Here is a 23,717-nt window from a genome sequence, read left to right on the forward strand (position 1 = left end):
CGTCACCCGACGACGCGAGGATGGCCATGGTGGACGGGCGGCTCAGCGCTCTGGACATGTCGTTTCTGTGCCTGGAGAACAGCGCTTCGCCCATGCATCTGGGCGCGGTCGCGGTGTTCCACCCGGCGGATTCCGTACGCCCCGAGGAACTGGTGGCGCTGCTCGCCGAGCGGGCGAGCCGGGTGCCCCGGATGCGGCGCAAGATCGCCCCTGCCGCGCTCGGCGGCGCGGCGTGGACCGAGGACCCGGTCTTCAACGCCCGCAACCACATCTTCCACCACCGCCTGGAAGCCGGCGGCCGCGACGACCTGGCGGCACTGGTCTCCGACCTGATGACCGCCCCGCTGGAGCGCAACCGCCCGCTGTGGCAGCTGCACCTGGTCAGCGGCCTCGCCGGGGGACGGTTCGCGCTGCTGGCCAAGATGCACCACGCGCTGTGCGACGGTCAGGGCGCGGTCGGGATCGGACTCGGCCTGCTCGACGGCGGCGACCTGCTCGCCGCCGAGCCGCCGCAGGCCCCGCGGAGCACGCCGTCGGCGCTGTCCACGCTGGCCCGGCAGGGCGCGGAGCTGATCAGCCGGCCCGAGCACGTCGTCGGCGACGTCGTCGGGCGGGCCGGCACGATGTTCGACATCGCGTCGGCGATCGTCGGGCGGATGCGCGCCCCGGCCCCGACACCGCTGCTGGCAGCCCCGTCGGGCACGCGCCGGGCCGCGTTCGTCAGCCTGGAGACCCGCGAGCTGCAGCGCATCCGCCGCAAGCACGGCGGCACGCTCAACGACCTGCTGCTGGCCGTGGTCGCCGGGGCGCTGCGGCACTGGCTGATCGGGCACGGCCGCCCGGTGGACGTGCTGCGTGCCCTGATCCCGGCGAGCCAGCGGATGCGCTCGGGCGGCAGCGACGACGCGAACCAGCTCTCGGCGTACCTGCTGGATCTGCCGGTCGGCGAGGCCGACCCGGCCCGCCGGCTGGCCGCGGTCCGCGAGGCCATGGACCGCAACAAGGCCGCCGGGCCGCGCCGCGGCGCGGGGGCGATCCCGGTGCTCGCGGACCTGCTGCCCTCGGCGCTGAACCGGCTCGCCGCCCCGTTCGCCGCGCACGCCGCGCCGCTGCTGTTCGACATCGTGGTGACCAGCGTGCCGCTGCCGCCGCTGCCGCTGCACCTGGGCGGCGCGCGCCTGGAGGAGCTGTACCCGATCGCCCCGCTGGCCAGCGGCCACGCCCTGGCGATCGGCCTGTCGCGCTACCGCGACGGCGTCCACATCGGCCTCTACGCCGACGGCGCCGCCCTGCCCGACATGGAGAAGCTCACCGAAGCCCTCCCCCTCGCCCTCGCCGACCTCGACGCTTAAGGCAAAGGAAGGGCACCTTCACAACGCTCCGCGTTGTAGAAGGTGCCCTTCTTAACCATGGGGCGCTGAAAGCGCAGGATGGCGGCGTGCGGTCCGGCGCGGTGCGGACCGCGCGCCAGCCGGGATCACACGTCCTTGGTGCGTTCCACCATCGCGTCGGGCGTCAGCAGCGCGGGCGGCTTGCCGCGGCCGCGGGCCGGCCAGGCGTAGTACTGCCCGTCGGAGAGGTAGAGGTCGAGCTGGCGGCCGATGTTGCGGTCGCTGAGGTCGATGTTGACGGAGTAGACCACGTGGGGCTGGTCGTCCATGACGATCGCGAGGCGCTTGCCGCCGTCGTAGTCGGCCACCGTGCAGTGGTGACCGTTGTACTCGAAGCGCCGGTTGATCAGACGATCGGACGACATCGGGTCCTCCGTTCTCCCAGGTTGATGTTCATACGGCCACGTCAGGGTAAGCCGAAACGGCAGCGATGCCAACAGGCTCCGCGAACCGGGCGCGATCCTCACGACCCGTACGCACCACCGCATCTCACCATGTCCGCGATCGTGGCGGGTACCCGGGCGGACTCATCCGTGGTCGAAACGCGTGTCGCCGAGCTCCGGCGATCCCCGATATCACCGCGAACCACCACTCAGCTGTGTAAAAGTGATGTTCATGCCATTCAGTGCAGCCGACCGACCGGAGGCGGCGTGATGTTCGTCTTTCCCGCACAGATCCGCGACCTGGCGATCCTGATCGCCCGGCTCGGTATCGGCATCATCTTCTTCGCCCACGGCTGGCAGAAGCTGTTCACCGTCGGCCTCGGCCCCACCGCGGCCGGCTTCAAGGCCATGGGTGTGCCGCTGCCCACCCTGTCCGCCTGGTTCGCTTGCCTGGTCGAGTTCGTCGGCGGGGCGATGCTGATCGTCGGCCTGCTCGTGCCGATCGCCGGCGTGCTGCTCTTCCTCGACATGCTGGGCGCGTTCTTCACCGTGCACATCGGCCACGGCCTGTTCGTCGGCTCCGGCGGCTCCGAACTCGTCATCGCCCTGGGCGTAGGCAGCCTCCTGCTCGCCGCCGTAGGCGCCGGCCTCTACAGCATCGACCACGCCATCGCCGCCAACCGCTCCACCACCCCCCACGGCCCCGCCACAATCCCCTAACCCACCCCACCCCACCCCACCCCACCCCACCCCACCCCACCCCGCCCGCCGGTTCACGCAAGATCGCGACGATCTTGCGTGAACTGTGGTGCATATGGCTGGTGCGCCCGTGTCGTCCCCACGGTTCGCGCAAGATCGTCGGGGGTGGGGGCTGGTACGGTGCCGGGGTGGGTGAGGGTGACGGGCGGGTTGTGGTGGTTTATACCGACGGGGCGTGCTCGGGGAATCCGGGGCCTGGCGGGTGGGGGGCGGTGCTGCGGTACGGGGGGCATGAGCGGGAGTTGTGCGGTGGGGATCCGGGGCCGACGACGAACAATCGGATGGAGCTGACCGCGGCGATCGAGGCGCTGGAGGCGCTGACCCGGCCGGTGACCGTGCACCTGCACACCGACAGCACCTACGTGCGCGACGGGATCACCAAGTGGATGCACGGCTGGCGGCGCAACGGGTGGCTGACGTCGGAGCGTAAGCCGGTCAAGAACGCGGATCTGTGGCAGCGGCTGTCCGAGGCGGTGGCGCGGCACACCGTCGAGTGGCGGTGGGTGCGCGGGCACGCCGGTGACCCGGGCAACGAGCGGGCCGACGCGCTGGCGAACAAGGGCATGACGCAGGCGCGTGCGACGGCCCGGTGACCGGGTTCAGCCGACCAGGCTGGCGTAGCCGGGATAGTTGGTCACGAAGCCGTCCTTGTCGACGGTCAGGTCGGCGGTGAAGCTGCCCGAGGTGTAGCGGATGGTGCCGGCGTCGACCACCGTGTACGTCTGCTCCACCGGGATCACCTGCAGCGACGGCACCCGGATCCAGGCCATCGGCACGGTGTGCGTGGTGCCCGGCTCCGCGCCGAGCAGGCCCAGCCGCCGGATCGGCAGCGTGTTGGTCAGCGCGGTGGCCTCCAGGTCGACGTCGAGCACCCCGGCCAGCCGGCCCGGGTCGACGATGCCGGGCAGCTGCACCGAACCGAACCTGCCCTGCTCGCTGGTGGTCACCCGCCACGAGTCGCCCGAACGCTCCAGCCGCACCTCGCGCTGCCAGCCGGCACCCTCGGACTCGACGGTCATGGTGTCGGTGGCGAAACCGTCCACCGTGGTCAGCCGGTAGCGGCAGGCGTGCGGCACCGGCTCGGCGGCGACCACCTGACCGTGGGCGAGCAGCTTCTCGGGACGCAGGTCGACCAGGGCGATGTCGGTGCCGACCTCGACCATCCGGTCCCACAGCAGGGCGCGCGGCAACGGGCTCATGCCCTGAGATTAGTGACGCCGCGCTGCCTGCGGGGCGGATTCGCCCGGACGCGTCCACAGTGCTCGGCGGGCGAAGAATTCCACCAGGTCGTCTTCACGTTTGTGAATGTTTCTGACAGCATGTGCGCACCCGTCCCACACCCCCGTGATGGAGCCCCCATGGTGTTCCCGCTCCGCGCCGCCGTACCCCTGCTGGCAGCGCTCTCGTTCGTGCTGCTCGGCACGCCCGCGCACGCCGCCGCCCCGGCGTACACCGCCCTCGGCGACTCGTACGCCTCCGGCACCGGCACCCGCGAGTACTACGACACGACCTGCCAGCGCTCGAACAGCGCCTACCCGAAGCTCGACGCCGCCCGGCTCGGCGCGACCCTCACCTTCGCAGCCTGCGCCGGGGCCAAGATCCCGGCCATCCTCATCGGCCAGCTCGGCAGCCTCAACGCCGACACCCGCTACGTCACCGTCAGCGCGGGCGGCAACGACATCGGCTGGTCCTCGGTGATCGTCCAGTGCGCCAAACCCTGGCCGTACACCTGCTGGGGCGACATCGACAAGGCCGAGACGTACATCCGCAACACCCTGCCCGGCCAGCTCGACCAGCTCTACACCCGCATCCGCGCGCTGGCTGCGAACGCGACCGTGGTCGTGGTCGGCTACCCGCGGCTGTTCAACGGCGAGGAGTGCAACGCCATCGCCCGCATCTCACCCGGCGAGCAGGCCGAGCTGAACGCCGCCGCCGACCTGCTGGCCACCACCACCAAGGCCCGCGCGACGGCCCACGGCTTCGGCTTCGTCGACGCCCGCGGCCCGTTCACCGGCCACGCGGTCTGCGACGACGTCGAATGGATCAACGGCACGTCCTGGCCCACAGGGGAGTCCTACCACCCCAACAAGGCCGGGCACCTCGGGTACGCGAGCGCGGTGGAGACCGCGCTGCGCGCCTGACGTACATCGAAGTGTGTCCTCGCGCAGGCTGGTGCGGCCGCCAGAGCGGCACTAGCCTGCGCGGGTGGGCAGTGGGCCGAACCGCGCCGTGATCCGCGACGGCGCGCACACGCTGTACTTCCCCGGTGACGCCGGGGACGGTCTCGACTACCTGCTCGCGCCCGGCCCCGACGTCGTGGCGCGGTGGCTGGCGCAGCTGGGCGGGCAGACCGCCGGCCGGTGGCCCGAAGACCCGCGCTGCCCGGCCGGCGTCCTGATCGATCCCGACCAGCGGGTGCTGCTGCTGTTCGCCGTCGCGCTCGGCGACTACGCCTACCGGGCGGCCGTGCTGGACGCCTTCGCCCGCACCTGGTCGGGCTGGCAGCTCCGCTGGGCCCACGACGGCCTCGCCGACCTGATCGCGTACACCGGGGGAGACCCGGCCGTGGCACGGCTGCCGCTGGACCCGCCGAGGCTGCCGCGCTACGACGGCCACGACCCCGAGCTGCCCCTGGCGGCGCTGGTGACCATCGCCGGCGAGCACGGCGGCCGGGCGTACGGCCTGAGCCCGGACCTGGCCGCCGAGCAGCCGTTCCGGGCGGGGCCGGGGCTGGTGGACTGGCTCGCCGGCGGGGAGCCGCTGGAGTGGTGCGACGAGATCCCCAGCGCGGGCCTGCACCTGGACCAGGCGACCCGCACCGCCGGCCTGTGGAGCATCATGCCGCTGTACGGCCTGCGCGAGCAGTGGCCCGCGCTGTGGCCGGGCTGGACGCTCGACTTCTGGGGCGACGCCTACACCAGGCAGGTGGCGCTGTGCCCCGGCGTGCTCGACGAGGTGCCCCAGGTGCTGGTCGAGCCGGGCCTGCGCGAGCTGGCCCGGCGGCTGGTCGACCGGTGGCCGGTGCGCTCGGCGCTCGCCGAGGCGGGGCTCGACGTGGACCGGCTCCATGCTCACGACGTCGGCGGCCTGCGGGCCATGCTCGACGTGGGGCTGACCGCCGACGAGCTGGCCCGGACCGTCGACGCCGTCACAGGCCGCTGAAAACACCCGGCACGCCTCGCCGCACGGCCGGTAGGCTGCGTCAGCCGGAGATCATTCCGGCGGGCCGTGCACCGGCTCGCGGCAGGTGGGGAGCAAAGCGATGGGGCAGTCACCGGTCGTGGGTGGCCAGGTCGAGGTCATCCTGCTCAAGGAGGACCGGGAGAAGATCCGCTACACCGCGGACGTGCTCGCCGACGACGGCACGCACCTGGTGGTCCGGGCCCCGTGGGCGGGCACGCAGGCCCGCGACTTCGGCTTCGTACGCTTCGAGCAGGGCGACGTGTTCACCGAGCACTTCTGGCGCGACCGCTGGTACGCCGTCAAGGAGGTGCGGGACGCCTCCGGTGCCCGCAAGGGCTGGTACTGCGACGTGACCCGCCCGGCGGTGCGCGACGGCGGCGTGCTCCGGGTCGAGGACCTCGACCTGGATCTGTGGGTGCCCGCCGACGGCGGCGCCCCGCTGCGCCTCGACGAGGACGAGTTCCTCGCCAGCGGATTGACCGAACGCGATCCCTTCGCCGCCGCGCGGGCCTGGCAGGCGCTCGCCGACCTGGAAGAACTGGCCGCCGACCGCTTCGCCGTCCTGGGCTGACCCGCGTCGCCCCGATCGGTGGAAAAGTTGCCGACGCCGGGAACCGAACCGGACCAGGCGCGGTCACAGGGGGCATGAAGGCTACGACTCTTGGACTCCGGGTGGCGCTCGCGTCGCTCGTGCTGCTGGCTGCCGGGTGCGGGCGTGCGACCGACACCGCCGACGGCGAAGGCGGCGGCTATTCGTTCCCCGGCGGCGATACCGTCGCGGTACGCGTGGACCACGTCGGCGGGTTCGTGCCCGCGACCGTCAACCTGACCCGGCTGCCCGCCCTCAGTGTGTACGCGGACGGCCGCGTGATCAGCGAGGGCCCCACGACCATGGAGTATCCCGGCCGCGCGCTGCCCAACGTGCAGCTGCGCCGGATCTCCAGCGGCGACGTGCAGGCGCTGGTCGCCAAGGCGCTGGAGGCGGGCGTCGGCAAGCCGACCGACTTCGGCACGCCGGGCGTCACCGACCTGCCCAACACCCGGATCATCGTCACGACCGCCGACGGCGTGAAGAAGACCGAGGTGTACGCGCTGCTCGACGACATGAGCCACGCCGGGCTGACCCCCGCCCAGGAGCAGGCGCGGCGCAAGCTGCTGGACCTCATCAAGGTGCTGACCGACCTGGACACCACGCTCGGCGCGGGCAAGGTCGGCCCGGTCGAGCAGTACGTCCCCACGAAGGTCGCGGCCGTCGCCGCCGCCTGGCAGGACCCGGGCGCGGGTGTCGACGCCGGTCCCGCCGTGGCGTGGCCGGGCCCGGCGCTGCCGGGCGCGTCGCTGGGCGAGGGCCTGAGCCTCGGCTGCGTGGTCGCCGACAAGGACGCGCCCGCGGTGCTCGCGGCCGCCGCCAAGGCCACCGCGATCACCAAGTGGACCTCGGGCGGCAAGGACTGGACCGTCACCCTGCGTCCGCTGCTGCCCGACGAGACCGGCTGCGAGTCCCTCGGCAAGTGACCGAGGCCGCCCCGCGGCCCCGCAGACGAAGCCCCGCCCAGGCTGCCTCCCCGGCCCGGACGGGGCTTCGCCCATCCCGCGGCCCGTGGTCCGTTTTTAATAGACGTTGGCCTATCTCATCGAATTCTCGTCGCTCGGAGTCGATGAGATAGGCCAACGTCTACGTAAGGCGGGGGCGTCAGGCGGTTCCGGCGGCGGTCGGGTGGCGGTGGCGGTGGTAGAGCAGGGCGGCGGCGGTGAGGACGAGCGGCCAGAGCAGGTACCAGCCCGTGGCGGCGAGCAGGCCGACGACCGCGATCAGCGCGACCATCGCGTGCTTGCGGGCCGCCGAGCCGCGCGGCAGCAGCCGCAGGGCCGAGGCCGCGCCCAGGGCGTACACCGCGACGAACGCCCCGGTGGCCAGCAGCACCAGCGGCTCCGCACCGGTGCCGGTCAGCGCGACCACGGCCATCGCCACCGCCGACAGTCCGGACGTGACGGCGAGGCTGCGCCGGGGCACGTCACCGGCGCTCGCGCCGCGGGCCAGCCAGGCGGGCAGCGCCCCGTCGCGGCCCAGCGCCGCGCCGAGCTTGGCCGCGCTGCCGTAGTAGGCGTTCATGGTGCCGAAGGTCAGCAGCAGCGCGGCCGCCGCGGCCAGCGCGCTCGCCGGGCCGCCGAGCCCGATGGCGAGCAGCCGGGCCAGCGGTGCGTCCGCGGTGGCGTCCGGGCCGAGCACCAGGATGCCCGCACCGGCCACGGCCAGGTACAGCACGCCGACGACGGCGACCGCGATGGCGGCGGCGCGGGGCAGGTCGCGTTCGGGCCGCCGGAAGTCCGCGGCCAGGTGGGTGATGGCCTCCCAACCGGCGAAGCTCCACACCAGCAGCGCCGCGGCGGGGGCGATGGCGAGCCAGCCGTGCGGGGCGAACGGGCGCAGGTTGGCGGTGTCGCCGTGCGGGGCGGCGCTGAGCACGGCGGCGAGCAGCAGCACGACCAGCAGCACCGCGAGCACGAGCTGGACCTTGCCGGAGACGGTGACGCCGAAGACGTTGGTGACGGTGACCGCGAGCATCAGTGCGGCCGCGGTGAGCAGCACGGTGCGCTGGCCGCCGCCGAGCGCGGCTTCGACGTACGCCCCGGCGAACATGGCGGCGGCGGGTGCTCCGGCGGGCACCGCGAAGTAGAAGCACCAGCCGATCGCCCCGGCGGCGCGGGGGCCGAAGGCGAGCCGCACGTACGTGGAGACGCCGCCCGCGTCCGGGTGGCGGGCACCGAGTGCGGCGAAGGTCATGGCCAGCGGGATGGACAGCAGCACCAGGCCGAGCCAGGCGATCAGTGAGGCGGGCCCGGCGGCCTGGGCGGCGAGCGCGGGCAGGGCGATGACGCCGGTGCCGAGCACGGCGCCGACGTAGAGCGCCGCGCCCTGGGCCGTGGTGAGCCGTCCGGCGTGCGTGGGGCCGGCGGCGGCGGGGGTGTGCGGCCTGGCGAGGGTCTCGGTCATGCTGTACAGCCTGTCTTGCTCGGGGTGATCACAACAGTGGCAGGAATGCCGCAGTGCGATAGGATTCTGCCATGAAGCGGCACGTGGTCGCCCTGGCGCTGACCGACGACATCCCCGTGTTCGAGCTGGCGGTGCCGTGCGAGGTGTTCGGCATCGACCGCTCCGATCTGGTGGATCCGTGGTACGAGCTGCGCCTGTGCGCCGCCGAGCCGGGCCCGCTGTCGGTGCGCGGCGGGCTCACCGTGCAGCCGAAGCACGGCCTGGAGGGCCTCGCCGACGCCGACACGGTGATCATCCCTGCGTGCAACCGGATGGTGCAGTGCGGCCCGCCGCCGCCGATCGTCGAGGCGGTCCGCCGGGCGCATGCCCGGGGCGCGCGGATCGCCTCCATCTGCAGTGGCGCGTACGTGCTGGCCGCGGCCGGTCTGCTGGACGGCCGGCGAGCCACCACGCACTGGATGAACATGGTCGACTTCGCCAACCGCTTCCCCGACGTGAAGGTCGATCAGGAGGTGCTGTACGTCGACGAGGGCGACGTGCTCACCTCGGCGGGCACCGGCGCGGGCATCGATCTGTGCCTGCACCTGGTGCGCAACGACTTCGGCGCGGCGGTGGCCAACGAGGTGGCCCGGCGCATGGTGGTGCCGCCGCATCGCGAGGGCGGGCAGGCGCAGTTCGCCCATCCGCTGGCGCGCGGCGAGGCCCGCTCGGAGATCGCGCCGGTGCTCGACTGGGCCCGTGACCGCCTCGACCAGCCGCTGACCGTCGCGCAGCTCGCGCAGCAGGCGCACCTGAGCCCGCGTACGTTCGCCCGCCGGTTCCGCGACAACCTGGGGGTCAGCCCGCTGCAGTGGGTGCTGGAGCAGCGCATCCGCCGGGCTCAGGAGCTGCTGGAGACGACCGACGAGCCGGTGGAGCGGATCGCGTGGCGCACCGGGTTCGGCACGGCGGTCAACATGCGCCAGCACTTCCGCCGCTTCACCTCGATCTCCCCGCAGACCTACCGCCAGACGTTCCGCCGGGCGCACGCCCGCGCCGCCGGATAACAGTTAGGAAACTTTAGCGATAGCCCCCACCGCGCCCCGGCCCCACCGAGTCGAGAGCGGTATGAGGACAACGTGGAAGACCGTCGCGCTGGTGGCGTCGGCGGCGACGGTGCTGGGCCTGGGCGCGTGCGGCGGGGGACAGCCCGCGGCCCCGCCCGATCCGGCCGCCGCGGCGCGGCAGCGGGTGATCGACGACGCCGACGCGCCGTGCGTGAGCGATCCGGGCCGGCTCGTGGTGATCGAGAACGCGAAGCACGACCTGACCGCCGCCTGGCAGACCGGGCAGGGCGACACCGGCGTCGTGCTGCTGCACCAGGTCGACGGCGGGATCTGCCAGTGGTCGGCCTTCGCCCAGTTGCTGGTCGAGAAGGGACACCGGGCACTGTCGGTGGACGTGGACTCCCGCGACGCGGTCGAGTTCGCCCAGGCCGCCGTCGCCCACCTGCGTACGCAGGGGGCCAAGCGGGTCTTCGTCTTCGGCGCGTCCCGCGGCGGCACCATCGCCCTGGCCGCCGCCGCCGGCGTGACCCCGCCCGTGGACGGCGTGGCCAGCCTGTCCGCGCCCACCGTGTACGACGCCGACGCCCGCGCCGCCGTGGCGAAACTGTCCGCCCCCGTCGTCCTCGCGGCGGGCGCGAACGAGCCCCGCTTCGCCGACGCCGCCCGCGAGCTGCACAGACTATCCGTATCGGCGCACAAGACACTGGTGCTGCCCGACTCCTACCAGCACGGCGTCGGCCTGCTCGACGACACCATGAACACGCTGCTGCTGGCCTTTCTGGCCAACCCGACGCCCGCGACCGCCTGACGAGGCCGCACCGGGTACGGGCCGGTCGGATCGGCGGACCGACCGGCCCGAACGCTCACACCGCCGTGCGGCCCGTCACCCACTCGTCGTACCGCAGCTCGTACTCCACGTCGCCGTGCTCGCCGCCGTCGATCTGGTCCGGCCAGTCGAGGAAGAACGTGCGCAGGAAACGCAGGCCGGTCTTCTCCATCACCCGGCGCGAGCCGGCGTTGACCGTCATCGTGTTCGCGGTGACCCGGCGCAGGCCCAGCTCCGCGAAGCCCTTGTCGACCAGGGCCCGCGAGCCTTCGGTGGCGTAACCGCGCCCCCACGCCGCGCGGCACAGCCGGTAGCCCAGCTCGGCGGTGCCCGGCTCGCCCGGCTCGGCGGTCAGCGCGAACCAGCCCAGGAACGCGCCCGTCGCCTTCTCGACCGCCGCCCACCGGCCGAAGCCGGGAGAATCGTCGTACTGGGCGAGCCAGCGGGGGAGCAGCTCGTCGCGGACCTGCTCGCGGGGCGTGGGCCGGCCGCCGTTGATGTAGCGGGTGACCGCCGGGTCGGCGTCGAGGTCGTACAGCGCGTCCACGTCGTCGGCGGTGAACCGGCGCAGGATCAGCCGCGCCGTCTCCAGGTAGCAGTCCACCGGCGCATCCTTGCACGTGTTCGGCCCGCCACCACGGGAAATAACGGCGGACGGCCGCGTCCCGGGGCGGGACGCGGCCGTCCAGGCCGGGCGGGCTCGCTCAGGAGAACATCTTCTTGAGGGCGGCGTCGACCGAGGCGGTGTCCGGCGACGCGTACGACTTCAGCGTCTCCTTGTTGTAGGTCAGGAACGACGGGCAGCGGTTGGCGGGCGCGTTCACGGTGCCGCCGTCGCCGATCTTCTCGCCGGTCCGGGCGTTGTGGAAGGTCAGCGTGTAGCGCGACGACAGGTAGTCCACGGTCAGCTTCTTGCCGTCGCTGGCCTTGATGTCGCACTTCTGGCCGATGGCCTCGCTGCCCTCGACGTAGCTCAGGCAGCCGACGGCGCTCACCTGCGCGTAGTCCGCGGACTTCGCGTAGTACGACGCCCGCGAGTCGACGGACTTGTAGCTGTAGCTGGTCGGCCGGGTCGGGCTGTTGCCGAAGACGTACACCTTGGCCGAGGCCGGGGTGGTGTACTCGGCCGCGTTGAGGATCGCGCCGCCGGAGCACACGTCGCCGAAGTCGCTGGAGGAGTCCGCGGTGATCGCGTTGTTGTTGCCCGGCGGCGGGGCCGCCGCGGACGTCCCGGGAGCCGAGGTGCGCGTCGGCGTGGTCGGGATGACCGGGTCGTCGTCGGCGGCGTTCGCGATCAGCGCCACGCCGACCCCGCACAGGATCAGCAGCAGCACCACGACACCGGCGACGATGCCGATGACCAGGCCCTTCTTGGACTTGGCCGGCGGCTGCGGCGCGTAGCCGGGCTGGCCGACGGGCTGGCCGTAGGGCTGCTGTCCGTAGGCGGGCTGGCCGCTGTACGGCTGCTGGCCCGGCGCGCCGTAGGGCTGCGGCGGGACGGGCGAGACCGGCTGCGCGTACGGGTCGCTGGGGGCGCGGTACGGGTCGGGCTGCTGGGCGTAGGGGTCGCTCACGAGGGGTCCATTCACCTGATCTGCGGGGTTCAAACCAACGTCTGAGGACCGTAAAGTCCCCGCGCCACCGCGGGCGACTCCGCTGGGACGGTCACCCGGCCGGCGGTCACCCCTGGGGCGCGGCGGCGACCGGCCGGGCGTGCGGCGGGACCGCGTCCGGCTCTCGGAACGTAAGCGCAGGTCGCCGCCTGATAAGACGCGCAGGCCAGTGGGGATTGGACATGCCTGTGCCGCTTCCCGCGCATGGCACAGCCGTGGTCGACGAGGTAGATGAAAAGTGACAAAGATCACGACGTTCGGGGCAGATTTTTCCAACCCGTGGGACGTCGTCAACCGGGAACAGGAGAGCGGCAGGCGCCCCGTGGGAAGGCGCCTGCCGCTCCGATGTGGATGCGTCAGCCGAGGCCGTTGCGCATGGCGGTGATCAGTTCACCGTTGCTGGTGTCGCCGGACAGCTCCCAGAAGAAGCCGCCGCCCAGGCCCTGCGTGTTGGCGTACGACATCTTGCCGTTGATGGTCGACGGGGTGTCGTAGCTCCACCAGTTGCTGCCGCACTTGGCGTACGCGGTGCCCGCGATGGTCCCGGTCGTCGGGCAGCTGTTCTTGAGCACCTTGTAGTCCTCGATGCCCGCCTCGTAGGTGCCCGGCGCCGCCCCGGTGGCGGTGCCGCCCGGCGTGGCCTGGGTGACCCCGGTCCAGCCGCGGCCGTAGAAGCCGATGCCCAGCAGCAGTTTCGCCGAGGGCACGCCCTTGCTCTTCAGCTTCTGGATCGCGGCGTCGGAGTTGAACCCGGCCGTCGGGATGCCGGCGTACGACGTCAGCGGCGAGTGCGGGGCGGTCGGCCCCTGCGGTGCGAACGCGCCGAAGTAGTCGTACGTCATCACGTTGTACCAGTTCAGGTACTGCGCGGCGGCGTTGTAGTCGGTGGCGTCGATCTTGCCGCCGTTGCTGCCGTCCGCGGTGATCGCGGCGGTGACCAGGTAGCTGCTGCCGAACCGGTTGCGCAGCGCCTGCATCAGGTTCCGGAAGGCCAGCGGTCCGCTGCTGTCGCAGGACAGGCCGCAGGCGTTCGGGTACTCCCAGTCGATGTCGATGCCGTCGAACACGTCGGCCCAGCGCGGGTCCTCGACCAGGTTGTAGCAGCTGTTCGCGAACGCGGTCGGGTTGGCCGCGGCCTGGCCGAAGCCGCCGGACCAGGTCCAGCCGCCGAACGACCACAGCACCTTGATGTTCGGGTACGCCTTCTTGAGCTTGCGCAGCTGGTTGAAGCTGCCGCGCAGCGCGCCGGCGTCCCAGGTGTCGGCGACGCCGTCCACGCTCTCGGCGGCGCTGTAGGCCCGGTCGTAGTCGGCGTAGGAGTCGCCGATCGTGCACTGGCCGTTGGTCACGTTGCCGAACGCGTAGTTGATGTGCGTCAGCTTTGCCGCCGAGCCGCTGGTCACCATGTTCTTGACGTGGTAGTTGCGCTGGTAGACGCCCCACTCCACGAAGTAGCCGAGCAGCTTCTTGCCGCCGGGCGGCGCGGTCGGGCCGGACGGCGAGGGCTGCGGCGGGGACGGCGAGGTGCTGGCGGATGGGCTGGGCCGCGGCGAGCTGGGCGCGACGGTCGGGGTCGGCGGGTTGCTCGGCGGGGTGCCGGGGCCGTCCAGCGAGAAGTCGTCGGCCTGGTAGGCGGCCAGGCCGTACCAGCCGTGCACGTTGACGGTCAGCGAGGTCTGCCCGGCGGCCGTGGTCAGGTTGAGGCTGAGCTTGGTCCAGGCGTTGGCGGCGGCCGGGTTCCAGGTCTCGGTGCCGCCGGTGTAGCCGAGGTACACGTAGCCGCCGCCGCCGCGTACCCAGGCGCTGAGCACGTACGCGGTGTTGGGCAGCACGGTGACGGTCTGGCTGCACTGGGCGTGGTTGGAGCCGTTCGGCGTACCCTGCAGCGCCCGGGTGCCGGCGTGCACGGGCGTGGTGACGACGCTGCCGAGTCCGGCGCTGCAGCTCCACGGGGACAGGCTGCCGGTCTCCAGGCCCGGGTTGGCGATCAGGTTGGCCGCCGAGGCGGCGGACGAGATGGCCAGTGACGCGCCCATCGCGACGACGGTGGCGGCCGCGGCCGCGAATATCCGGGTGCGAAGGCTCTGAACGGGGCGTTTCATGAGCTACCACCTACCTTGGGGGAGTGCAGGCTTACTTCATGTAGTCGCCAACATAAATTAAACAAACCTAATAGTAAAGACGGTCATCAATGATCTATTGCGGGGTGCCCCGGGCGTGACACCCGCCGCTGGTCACCCGGCTGAGCGGCGAGGCAGCATGGCAGGGTGCATGCCACGAAAGAGCGTGTCGCGGAACTCGCCGCGATGATGGCCGACGGCGGTGTCGCCGTGCTCAGCGGCGCCGGACTGTCCACCGAGTCCGGCATCCCCGACTACCGGGGGCCGGACGGGGTGCAGCGCCGCCACGCGCCCATGACGTACCAGGCTTTCACCCGCGAGCCGCAGTCCCGGACCCGGTACTGGGCGCGCAGCCACCTCGGCTGGCGCACCATCGCCCGCGCCTCACCCAACACCGGCCACCAGGCGGTCGCCGCGCTCCAGCGCCACGGCCTGCTCTCCGGCATCGTCACCCAGAACGTCGACGGCCTGCACCAGGCCGCCGGGGCCGAGGGCGTCATCGAGCTGCACGGCAGCCTCGACCGGGTGATCTGCCTCGGCTGCGGAGAGGTCACCCCGCGCGCCGACCTCGACCGGCGGCTGCACCGCGCCAACCCCGGCTTCTCCGCCCGGATCACCGCCGTGCACCCCGACGGCGACGTCGAGTTCGGCGACGACGAACTGGCCGGCTTCGGCACCGTCGACTGCGCCGGCTGCCCCGCCGGCATGCTCAAACCCGACGTCGTCTTCTTCGGCGAGACCGTGCCGCCCGACCGCGTACGGCAGTGCTTCGACCTGGTCGAGAACTCCCGCCTGCTGCTGGTCCTGGGCTCGTCCCTGACCGTCATGTCCGGCCGCCGCTTCGTCATCCGCGCCGTCAAACTCGGCATCCCCGTCGCCATCGTCAACCGCGGCGCCACCCGCTCCGACGCCCAGGCCACCCTCACCCTCGACGCCCCCCTCGGCCAAGCCCTCCCCGCCCTCGTCCACCACCTCACCGCCCACCCCCTCACCCCCCTCCCGGGTTGATCATGAACCTGTGGGCAGGTTCGACGGCGTGTCGCGCCCACAACCTCATGATCGATTGAGCGGGTGGCCGGCCTCGGCGGCAGTGCGAGCCGGAAGGCCGCGATGATCATGAAGTTGTGCCCATGACACGCCGTCGAGCCGTGCCATAAGTTCATGATCAACTCGGGAGGTGGGGGTGGGGCAGGTGGCGGTCGAGGAAGGGGTTGCGGAGCTTGCCCGCCGGGTCGAGGCGGGTGGCCAGGGCGGTGAAGGCGGGCAGGTGGGGGTACTGGGCGCGGAGCAGCTCGGGTTCGAGGCCGAAGAGTTTGCCCCAGTGGGGGCGGGCGCCGAGGGGGACCAGGCGGTCCTCGACGGCGGCGACCACGGGCGCGACGGCGGCCTCGTCGGCGATCCAGGTGAAGTGGAAGGCGATGCTGTCGCGGCCCTGAGCGGGGCTCAGCCAGAGGTCGTCGGCGGCGATGCTGCGGATCTCGGACACCTGCACCACCAGCGCGATCCGGTCGGCGATCGTGTCCAGGGCGGCCAGCGCCTCCAGGGCCCGCGAGCGCGGGACGAAGTACTCCGACTGCAGCTCGTCGCCGGCGCTCGGGGTGAAGTCGAGCCGGAAGTGCGGCAGCCGCTCGTGCCACGGGCCGGGCTCACCCTGCTGGGCGGTGCAGTGCACCGGCGACATGGTGACGATCGGATGCCGGGGCCCATCGGCCGGGCGTGCCCCGAACAGGTCCGCGCCGAGCGGCTCGGCGTCGGCCCGCTGCTTGAGCCACACCTGCTCGACGTCCGGCCCGCGCCAGCGGGTGAACAGGCTGACGCTGTACGCCGCCCCGAACACCTCGTCGAAGTGCGCCTCCAGAGAGGCGCGGGGCAGGTGCTCGTACACGTGCTGGCGCACCTCGAACGTCGGCACCACGTCGAGGGTCAGCGCGGTGACCACGCCCAGCGCGCCCAGCGACACCACGCTGCCCGGCAGGTCGGCGGAGCCGACCTCGATCAGGTCGCCGTCGGCGGTGACCAGCTCGATCCCGCGTACCGCCGTGGCCAGGTTGCCGTTGCGGTCCCCGGAACCGTGCGTGCCCGTCGCGACCGCGCCCGCGATCGAGATGTGCGGCAGCGAACCCAGATTGTGCAGCGCGTACCCGTGCCGGTGCAGGTACGGCGCGAGCTCGCCGTAGCGGGTGCCCGCCGAGACCCGGACCGTGGAACATTCCCGGTCCAGCTCGGCGAGCCGCGGCAGCCCGGCGACGCTGACCTGGTCGTGCGGAGTGTCCGCGATGCGGTTGAACGAGTGCCCGGTGCCGAGCGCCCGCACGTGGCGCGCGCCCGCCACGGCCGCCCGCAGCTCGTCCACCGTGGACGGCCGGTGTAGCCGGGCCGCGCTGAAGGTGACGTTGCCGGCCCAGTTGGTCGCCATGACACCTGAGCCTAGATCACATCGGGCGGCGTCGTCGCCAGTGGTCGACGACGCCGCCCGGTTCTGACATCGGCCCAGCCCCGGGCCGGTGTCAGGCCGCGATGCCGCCGGCGTGGATCACATCGCGGTACCAGCGCGCGCTGTCCTTCAGCAGGCGCTGCTGGGTGTCGTAGTCGACGCGGACGATGCCGAAGCGCTTGCCGTAGCCGAACGCCCACTCGAAGTTGTCGAGCAGCGACCATACGAAGTAGCCGCGCAGGTCGGCTCCAGCGGTCATCGCCTCGTGCGCCGCGGCGAGGTGGGCGCGCAGGTAGGCGATGCGCTCGTCGTCGCGGACCCGGCCGTCGGCGTCGACCCGGTCGTCGTACGCCGCGCCGTTCTCGGTGACGTACATCGGCAGGTCCGGGAAGCGGCGGTGCACACCGGTGAGCACGTCGCGCAGGCCGGTCGGGTCGACGGTCCAGCCCATCTCGGTGCGCGGGCCGGGGGTCTGGTGGAAGGTGATGTCCTGGCTGGCCGGGTACACCGAGGGCTCCTCGTGCGGCGTGGCCGCGGCGCTGACCAGGTCGGGGGCGTAGTAGTTGACGCCCAGCGCGTCGATCGGCGCGGAGATCACGGCCAGGTCGCCGTCCCGCACGAAGGACCAGTCGCTGACGGCCGCGGTGTCGGCCATGACGTCGGCCGGGTACGCCCCCGTCATGATCGGATCGAGGTAGATGCGGTTGAGCAGGCCGTCGATGCGCCGGGCGGCGTCGCGGTCGCCGGCCGAGTCGGTCAGCGAGCGCACCGCGCCCTGGTTGAGGGCGATGGACACCTGCGCCGTCGGCACCGCCGCGCGCAGCGCCTGCGCGGCCAGGCCGTGGCCGAGCAGCAGGTGGTGGGTGGCCAGCAGCGCGTCGGCGGGGTTCTTGCGGCCGGGGGCGTGGAAGCCCGCGCCGTAGCCGAGGAACGCCGAGCACCACGGCTCGTTGAGGGTGCACCACAGCTTGACCCGGTCGCCGAGCCGCGCGGCGACGACGGCCGCGTAGTCGGCGAAGCGCAGCGCGGTGTCGCGGGCGGTCCAGCCGCCGCGGTCCTCCAGCTCCTGCGGGAGGTCCCAGTGGTAGAGCGTGGCCGCGGGCTTGATCCCGGCGGTCAGCAGCTCGTCGACGAGCCGGTCGTAGAAGGCGATGCCGGCCGGGTTCTCCCCGGACCGCCCGCCGGGCTGCACCCGGGGCCAGGACACCGAGAACCGGTACGCCGACAGCCCGATCTCGCGCATCAGCGCGACGTCCTCGCGGTAGCGGTGGTAGTGGTCCGCGGCGACGTCGCCGGTGTGCCCGTCGACCACCAGGCCCGGGGTGGCGCAGAAGGTGTCCCAGATCGACTTGGTGCGGCCGTCGTCGGCCACGGCGCCTTCGATCTGGTACGCGGCGGTGGCCGCCCCCCACCAGAAGTCGGGTGGAAACCGCAGCTCCTGCGCGGTGGCTGCGGCTGGTGCCTCGGTCTGGGTGGGCATGGGTTCCCTTTCGTGGACGGCGGGAGAGCGCACCGGGAAACGCGATGGAGAGCGCTCTCCGAATGAGTTCCAGGCTCCCGGCAACGGACCGCCGATGTCAAGAGCGGATAGTCCCGCTGCGATGAGGGAATCGATGAGCCGGGCTACAAAACGCTCTCATGCGGACAGTTCGGCATAGTCGAGAGTCGCTGTCTTGACAGCGGGGAAATGACGGCGTAACACTCGGAGAGCGCTCTCCACCTCACGGCCCTCCGGCCGGAGCTCTCCCCGTTGCAACAGGTAGGAGCCCCATGACCCCCGTCAGTCACCGCCCGGGTGCGCGGCACATAGCCCGCCGCTGGCGGATAGCCATACCCATCGCGGTCACCACGGTCATCTCATCCCTCGCCCTGGTCATCCCGTTCACCAGCGCCAGCGCCGCCGACTCGCTGATCTCGCAGGGCAAGCCGGTCACCGCGTCCTCGGTCCAGGGCGCCGACCTGGCCGCCGCCAACGCGGTGGACGGCAACTCCGGCACCCGCTGGGGCAGCGAGTGGAGCGACCCGCAGTGGATCCGCATCGACCTCGGCCAGACCGCGTCGATCAGCCAGGTCGTCCTGGAATGGGAGGGCGCGTACGGGCGCTCGTTCCAGATCCAGACCTCCGCCGACGACGTGAACTGGACGCCCGTCTACACCACGACCACCGGCACCGGCGGCACGCAGACCCTCAACGTCACCGGCTCCGGCCGGTACGTGCGCATGCACGGCACCGTGCGCAGCAGCGGCTACGGCTACTCGTTGTACGAGTTCAAGGTCATCGGCTCGTTCGGGCCCCCCACCAGCCCGAGCGCCAACCCGGGCGCATGCGGCACCACCAACGTCGCCCAGGGCAAGACCGCGACCGCCTCCTCGGTCGAGAACGCGGGCACACCCGCCTCGGCGGCTGTCGACGGCAACGCCGGCACCCGCTGGTCCAGCCAGTACGCCGACCCGCAGTGGCTGCAGATCGACCTCGGCAGCACGCAGAGCATCTGCCAGGTGGTGCTGCAGTGGGAGGGCGCGTACGCGACCGCCTTCCAGCTGCAGACCTCGGCCACCGGCACCGGCGGCTGGACCAGCATCTACAGCACCACCACCGGCCCCGGCGGCACGCAGACGCTGAACGTCGGCGGCTCCGGCCGGTACCTCCGCATGTACGGCACCACCCGTGCCAACGGCTACGGCTACTCGCTGTGGGAGTTCAAGGTCTTCACCGGCGGTGTGGTGACGTCCCCGTCCGCCTCGCCCAGCGGCACCCCGAACACCTCCCCGAGCCCGTCGGGCAACTGGACCACGGTCTGGGAGGAGAACTTCGACGGCGCGGCCGGCACCTCGCCGAGCGCGGCGAACTGGCTCATGCGCACCGGCACGCAGTACCCGGGCGGCGCGGCGAACTGGGGGACCGGCGAGATCGAGACCGCGAGCAACTCCACCGCCAACGTCTACCTCACCGGTGACGGCAAGCTGAACATCAAGGCGATCCGCGACGGCGCGGGCGCGTGGACGTCGGGCCGGCTGGAGACCCAGCGCACCGACTTCGCCCCGCAGCCGGGCGAGCTGCTGCGCTTCTCCGCCGTCATCCAGCAGCCCAACGTGGCCAACGGCCTGGGCTACTGGCCGGCGTTCCGGGCCACCGGCGCGGCGTACCGGGGCAACTACAACAACTGGCCGGGCGTCGGCGAGACCGACATCATGAGCGGCGTCAACGGCCGCAGCCAGCTCTCGAACACCTTGCACTGCGGCACCGCCCCCGACGGGCCGTGCGGGGAGTACAACGGGCGCACCTCGGGCCTGGCCACCTGCCTCGGCTGCCAGACCGCGTTCCACGAGTACGCGCAGGTCATCGACCGCACCAAGACCGACGAGGAGATCCGCTTCTACCTCGACGGCCGGCAGACCTGGGTCGTCCGGGAGAGCCAGGTCGGCGTGGCCGCCTGGCAGGCCGCCGTGCACCACGGCTTCTACCTGCGGCTCGACCTGGCCATGGGCGGCCTCTACCCGAACGCGATCGCGGGCGAGACCGTGCCGACCTCGGAGACCACCTCCGGCGGCGTGCTCGCCGTCGACAAGGTCACCGTGTCCAAGCAGACCGGGACCACGGCTCCGGCGATGACCGACCCGGCCGTCCCGGGCGGGCCGAGCGTCGTGCGGGTCACCGGCACGCAGGGCAACTGGCAGCTCCAGGTCAACGGGGCGGCGTACCTGGTCAAGGGCCTCACCTACGGCCCGCCGCAGGGTGCGGCCGACGGCTACATGCGCGACCTGAAGAACATGGGCGTCAACACGATCCGCACCTGGGGCGTGGACGACACGCAGACCCCGGTGCTGCTGAACACCGCCGCCCGCCAGGGCATCAAGGTCATCGTCGGGCACTGGCTCAACCAGGGCGCGGACTACGTCAACGACACCGCGTACAAGAACAGCGTCAAGGCCGAGATCGTGGCCCGGGTCAACACGCTCAAGAACAACCCGGGCGTGCTGATGTGGGACGTCGGCAACGAGGTGCTGCTCACCATGCAGGACTTCGGGCTGCCGGCCGCCGAGGTCGAGGCGCGGCGCAACGCGTACGCGGCGTTCGTCAACGAGGTCGCCGTGGCGATCCACGCCGCGGACCCCAACCACCCGGTCACCTCGACCGACGCGTGGGTCGGCGCGTGGCCGTACTACAAGAACCACTCGCCCGCGCTCGACATCTACGGCATCAACTCCTACGGCGCGGTCGGCGGCCTCAAGCAGGCCTGGATCGACGGCGGCTACACCAAGCCGTACGTGCTCACCGAGGGCGGTCCGGACGGCGAGTGGGAGGTGCCCAACGACGCCAACGGGGTGCCGACCGAGCCCACCGACCTGCAGAAGCGGGCGCAGTACACGGCGAGCTGGAACGCGATCCTCAGCCACCCCGGCGTCGCGCTCGGGGCCACCGAGTTCCACTACGGCCTGGAGAACGACTTCGGCGGCGTCTGGCTGAACACGCTGACCGGCGGCTGGCGCCGGCACGGGTGGCACGCGCTCAAGCAGGCCTACAGCGGCACGCCCTCGGCCAACACCCCGCCGGAGATCACCAGCCTGACCCTGTCGAACACCACCTCGGTGCCCGCGGGCGGCCAGTTCACGCTGTACGTCGGCGCCACCGACCCGCAGGGCGACCTGCTGCGCTACAACATCATGTACAGCAACAAGCACATCAACGGCAACCGCGGCTTCGACAACGTGCGCTTCACCCAGCTGGGCGGCAGCAACGAGTTCTCGGTGACCGCGCCGCAGCAGATGGGCGTCTGGAAGATCTACGTGTACGTGTTCGACGGCCACGGCAACGTGGGCATCGAGCAGAAGTCGATCCGGGTCGTCGCGCCGACGGTGCCGGGCACCAACATCGCGCAGGGCCGCCCGGCGACCGCCTCGACGTACCAGCCCACCGGCACCAACGGCCCGCAGCTGCCCTCCTACGCCGTGGACAACAACTACGGCACCCGCTGGGCCAGCGAGTGGGTGGCCACGGCGTGGCTGCAGGTGGACCTGGGCTCGGTCAAGACGTTCAACAACGTCCTGCTCGGCTGGGAGGCGGCGTACGCCAAGTCCTACCAGATCCAGGTCTCCAACGACGGGGCCAACTGGAGCACGGTCTACTCGACCACCGCCGGCAACGGCGGGTTCGACATCCTCCCGGTCACCGCGACCGGCCGCTATGTCCGTATGAACGGCCTGGACCGGGCCACCACGTACGGCTACTCACTGTGGGAGTTCGGCGTCTACCAGAGCTGACGCCGGACCGCTCACCGGGTGCGGCGGGTGGAGGCATCGACCCGCCCGCCGCACCACCACCGGCTCCGCAAGTTGCGTGATCGCTCGACTTGCCAGGCAGGTGGGCGTATCTTGAAGCGCCTTTCGCCCACCTGCCCGGCAAGTCGAGCGATCATGGCGCGCGCCGCCCGGGGGAAGGGCGCAAATACGGGCAGGTCGGGAGCGGAGAGCGCTCTCCCTTTGTGCTATAAAGACGTTCATGACCAGTGACCAGACGCCGGCGCAGCGGCTGCCGACGCTCGAAGACGTCGCGCAGGTGGCCGGCGTCTCCAGGGCCACCGTCTCTCGGGTGATCAACAACATCCGCAACGTCGACCCGCAGCTGCACAAGGTCGTCTGGGACGCGGTCACCGCCACCGGCTACGTGCCCAACCGGGCGGCGCGATCACTGGTCACCGGCCGTACGGGCGCGATCGCCCTGGTCGTCTCCGAAGCCGAGAACCGCGCCGCGGACGACCCGTTCCTCGGCCGCTTCTTCTCCGACCCGTTCTTCGGCCGGGTGGTCGGCGGCGTGCTCAGCGTGCTGCGGCCGTCCGGGGTGCACCTGGCCCTCGTGCTGGCCGGTGACGAGGACGCCTGCGCCAAGGTCGTCTCCGACGTGCGCCAGGGGCAGGTCGACGGCGTCGTGGTGCTGTCCCTGCACCCGCACGACCCGCTGCCCAGGATGCTCGCCGACGCGGCCGTGCCGGCGGTGCTGTACGGCCGCCCCGCCGCGCCCATGCCGATCAGCTACGTCGACGTCGCCACCTACCAGGGCGCGAAACTGGCCGCGGATCACCTGGTCGCCCGCGGCTGCCAGCACGTGGCCACCATCTCCGGCTCGGTGGACATGCCCGCCGGCGTGGACCGCCTCAACGGCTTCCGCGAGGCGATGGCCAAGCAGGGTGTGGCGTACGTGCCCTCGTACGACGGCGGCTTCACCCAGGAGGGCGGCGAGCGCGCCATGGAGCGCCTGCTCGCCGAGCACCCCGAGGTGGACGGCGTCTTCGTGGCCAGCGACGTGATGGCGCAGGGCGCGATGATGGTGCTGCGCGACCACGGCAAGACCGTGCCCGACGACGTCGCCGTCATCGGCTTCGACGACAGCAGCGCGGCCCTGTCCAGCCGCCCCCCGCTGACCACGGTCCGCCAGCCGGTCGAGGACATGGCCGCCGAGATGGCCCGCCTCCTGCTCACCCGCATCGACTCCCGCGCCAACCGCACCACCAGCGTCATCTTCGACCCCGACCTGGTCCTGCGCGCCTCCGCCTGATCCCACCGCCCGCCCCACCGCCCCCCACGCCGGATCGGCGTTTCCCGTTGATCATGAACCTATGGCACGGCTCGGCGGTGTGTCGTGGCCACAACTTCATGATCAACTCGGGTCGATCCTGGGCGCGCTGAGGTCATGAGCTGTGTGGATGTCTGGTTCTGTAACAGCACGGCAACTGACTCTTGACAGGACCGGACGGCGGGGCGATGCTCTGGCGTGGGAGAGCGCTCTCCGATAGAGCGCTCTCACGAAGCTCCTCTGCACGTTACCCCAAAAGAACGCACCATCCCTTCCTGTGTTTGGAGGAAAAGCATGCGTCCAGCCCTCAACGGCGGGAGCCTGCGCCGCCGCGCCCTCGTGGTCGCGGGCCCGCTGCTCGCGGCCGCGCTGGTCATGACCACGGCCGCCTGTGGC

Annotated in this window: 20 protein-coding genes; 12 read left to right on the forward strand and 8 right to left on the reverse strand. The window is 71.9% G+C overall.

Translation table 11 applies throughout. The features are described 5' to 3' along the window. Nucleotides 1–26 precede the first annotated feature (26 nt). Nucleotides 27–1,352 carry a wax ester/triacylglycerol synthase family O-acyltransferase gene (locus tag Cco03nite_RS26340; RefSeq protein WP_203694901.1) on the forward strand — a complete coding sequence of 442 codons (1,326 nt, stop codon included), beginning with the start codon at nucleotides 27–29 and terminating at the stop codon, nucleotides 1,350–1,352. 125 nt (nucleotides 1,353–1,477) lie between these two features. On the opposite strand, the gene Cco03nite_RS26345 is transcribed toward Cco03nite_RS26340, so the two are convergent. After that, the gene (locus Cco03nite_RS26345; RefSeq protein WP_203694902.1) at nucleotides 1,478–1,756 is read right to left on the reverse strand and encodes a hypothetical protein; all 279 of its coding nucleotides are present in this window, start codon (nucleotides 1,754–1,756) and stop codon (nucleotides 1,478–1,480) included. Nucleotides 1,757–2,044: 288 nt separating this feature from the next. Between Cco03nite_RS26345 and Cco03nite_RS26350 the strand changes: the two genes are divergently transcribed. Both Cco03nite_RS26350 and rnhA read left to right on the forward strand, forming a co-directional pair. Continuing rightward, nucleotides 2,045–2,494, forward strand: a complete 450-nt coding sequence (locus Cco03nite_RS26350) for a DoxX family protein (protein WP_203694903.1) — start codon at nucleotides 2,045–2,047, stop codon at nucleotides 2,492–2,494. 167 nt (nucleotides 2,495–2,661) lie between these two features. Beyond that, complete coding sequence (rnhA, locus tag Cco03nite_RS26355; protein ID WP_203694904.1) at nucleotides 2,662–3,126, forward strand: ribonuclease HI; 465 nt, start codon at nucleotides 2,662–2,664, stop codon at nucleotides 3,124–3,126. Nucleotides 3,127–3,132: 6 nt separating this feature from the next. Here the strand turns inward: rnhA and Cco03nite_RS26360 are convergent, their stop codons facing one another. Next, nucleotides 3,133–3,732, reverse strand: coding sequence for a putative glycolipid-binding domain-containing protein (locus tag Cco03nite_RS26360; protein ID WP_203694905.1), 600 nt, complete (start codon nucleotides 3,730–3,732; stop codon nucleotides 3,133–3,135). A gap of 159 nt (nucleotides 3,733–3,891) precedes the next feature. Here Cco03nite_RS26360 and Cco03nite_RS26365 point away from each other — a divergent pair, with 159 nt between their 5' ends. The 4 genes from Cco03nite_RS26365 to Cco03nite_RS26380 all read left to right on the forward strand — a co-directional run bounded on the left by Cco03nite_RS26365 (nucleotide 3,892) and on the right by Cco03nite_RS26380 (nucleotide 7,231). After that, nucleotides 3,892–4,674 carry an SGNH/GDSL hydrolase family protein gene (locus tag Cco03nite_RS26365; protein WP_203694906.1) on the forward strand — a complete coding sequence of 261 codons (783 nt, stop codon included), beginning with the start codon at nucleotides 3,892–3,894 and terminating at the stop codon, nucleotides 4,672–4,674. Nucleotides 4,675–4,738: 64 nt separating this feature from the next. Beyond that, entirely contained in the window at nucleotides 4,739–5,695 is a 957-nt protein-coding gene (locus Cco03nite_RS26370) for a hypothetical protein (protein WP_203694907.1), read from the forward strand. Nucleotides 5,696–5,795: 100 nt separating this feature from the next. Continuing rightward, a complete protein-coding gene (locus Cco03nite_RS26375; RefSeq protein ID WP_203694908.1) occupies nucleotides 5,796–6,287 on the forward strand; it encodes a ribonuclease FAU-1 family protein in 492 nt (163 codons plus the stop codon). Between the two features lie 101 nt (nucleotides 6,288–6,388). Further along, nucleotides 6,389–7,231, forward strand: coding sequence for a hypothetical protein (locus Cco03nite_RS26380; protein ID WP_203694909.1), 843 nt, complete (start codon nucleotides 6,389–6,391; stop codon nucleotides 7,229–7,231). A gap of 178 nt (nucleotides 7,232–7,409) precedes the next feature. Here the strand turns inward: Cco03nite_RS26380 and Cco03nite_RS26385 are convergent, their stop codons facing one another. Next, on the reverse strand, nucleotides 7,410–8,711 hold the full coding sequence (locus tag Cco03nite_RS26385; RefSeq protein ID WP_203694910.1) for an APC family permease: 1,302 nt from the start codon (nucleotides 8,709–8,711) through the stop codon (nucleotides 7,410–7,412). Nucleotides 8,712–8,782: 71 nt separating this feature from the next. Between Cco03nite_RS26385 and Cco03nite_RS26390 the strand changes: the two genes are divergently transcribed. Continuing rightward, entirely contained in the window at nucleotides 8,783–9,757 is a 975-nt protein-coding gene (locus Cco03nite_RS26390; protein WP_203694911.1) for a GlxA family transcriptional regulator, read from the forward strand. A gap of 61 nt (nucleotides 9,758–9,818) precedes the next feature. Next, nucleotides 9,819–10,565, forward strand: a complete 747-nt coding sequence (locus Cco03nite_RS26395; protein WP_203694912.1) for an alpha/beta hydrolase — start codon at nucleotides 9,819–9,821, stop codon at nucleotides 10,563–10,565. Nucleotides 10,566–10,620: 55 nt separating this feature from the next. Here the strand turns inward: Cco03nite_RS26395 and Cco03nite_RS26400 are convergent, their stop codons facing one another. The 3 genes from Cco03nite_RS26400 to Cco03nite_RS26410 form a co-directional block, all read right to left on the reverse strand. Continuing rightward, complete coding sequence (locus tag Cco03nite_RS26400) at nucleotides 10,621–11,187, reverse strand: GNAT family N-acetyltransferase (protein WP_203694913.1); 567 nt, start codon at nucleotides 11,185–11,187, stop codon at nucleotides 10,621–10,623. 100 nt (nucleotides 11,188–11,287) lie between these two features. Continuing rightward, nucleotides 11,288–12,157, reverse strand: coding sequence for a hypothetical protein (locus Cco03nite_RS26405; RefSeq protein WP_203694914.1), 870 nt, complete (start codon nucleotides 12,155–12,157; stop codon nucleotides 11,288–11,290). 395 nt (nucleotides 12,158–12,552) lie between these two features. Beyond that, nucleotides 12,553–14,298 carry a glycosyl hydrolase family 18 protein gene (locus Cco03nite_RS26410; protein WP_239167676.1) on the reverse strand — a complete coding sequence of 582 codons (1,746 nt, stop codon included), beginning with the start codon at nucleotides 14,296–14,298 and terminating at the stop codon, nucleotides 12,553–12,555. Nucleotides 14,299–14,502: 204 nt separating this feature from the next. Between Cco03nite_RS26410 and Cco03nite_RS26415 the strand changes: the two genes are divergently transcribed. Beyond that, the gene (locus Cco03nite_RS26415; RefSeq protein ID WP_203694920.1) at nucleotides 14,503–15,324 is read left to right on the forward strand and encodes an NAD-dependent protein deacetylase; all 822 of its coding nucleotides are present in this window, start codon (nucleotides 14,503–14,505) and stop codon (nucleotides 15,322–15,324) included. A gap of 157 nt (nucleotides 15,325–15,481) precedes the next feature. Here Cco03nite_RS26415 and Cco03nite_RS26420 read toward each other — a convergent pair whose 3' ends face one another. Beyond that, nucleotides 15,482–16,732, reverse strand: a complete 1,251-nt coding sequence (locus Cco03nite_RS26420) for an FAD-binding protein (RefSeq protein ID WP_203694915.1) — start codon at nucleotides 16,730–16,732, stop codon at nucleotides 15,482–15,484. A gap of 91 nt (nucleotides 16,733–16,823) precedes the next feature. Beyond that, nucleotides 16,824–18,230 carry a GH1 family beta-glucosidase gene (locus Cco03nite_RS26425; RefSeq protein ID WP_203694916.1) on the reverse strand — a complete coding sequence of 469 codons (1,407 nt, stop codon included), beginning with the start codon at nucleotides 18,228–18,230 and terminating at the stop codon, nucleotides 16,824–16,826. Between the two features lie 290 nt (nucleotides 18,231–18,520). Here Cco03nite_RS26425 and Cco03nite_RS26430 point away from each other — a divergent pair, with 290 nt between their 5' ends. Both Cco03nite_RS26430 and Cco03nite_RS26435 read left to right on the forward strand, forming a co-directional pair. Continuing rightward, nucleotides 18,521–22,012: a discoidin domain-containing protein gene (locus tag Cco03nite_RS26430; protein WP_203694917.1), complete on the forward strand. Its 3,492-nt coding sequence runs from the start codon at nucleotides 18,521–18,523 to the stop codon at nucleotides 22,010–22,012. Between the two features lie 238 nt (nucleotides 22,013–22,250). Beyond that, entirely contained in the window at nucleotides 22,251–23,303 is a 1,053-nt protein-coding gene (locus Cco03nite_RS26435) for a LacI family DNA-binding transcriptional regulator (protein ID WP_203694918.1), read from the forward strand. Nucleotides 23,304–23,717 lie beyond the last annotated feature (414 nt).

The sequence above is a fragment of the Catellatospora coxensis genome, from assembly GCF_016862635.1.
Taxonomy (GTDB): domain Bacteria; phylum Actinomycetota; class Actinomycetes; order Mycobacteriales; family Micromonosporaceae; genus Catellatospora; species Catellatospora coxensis.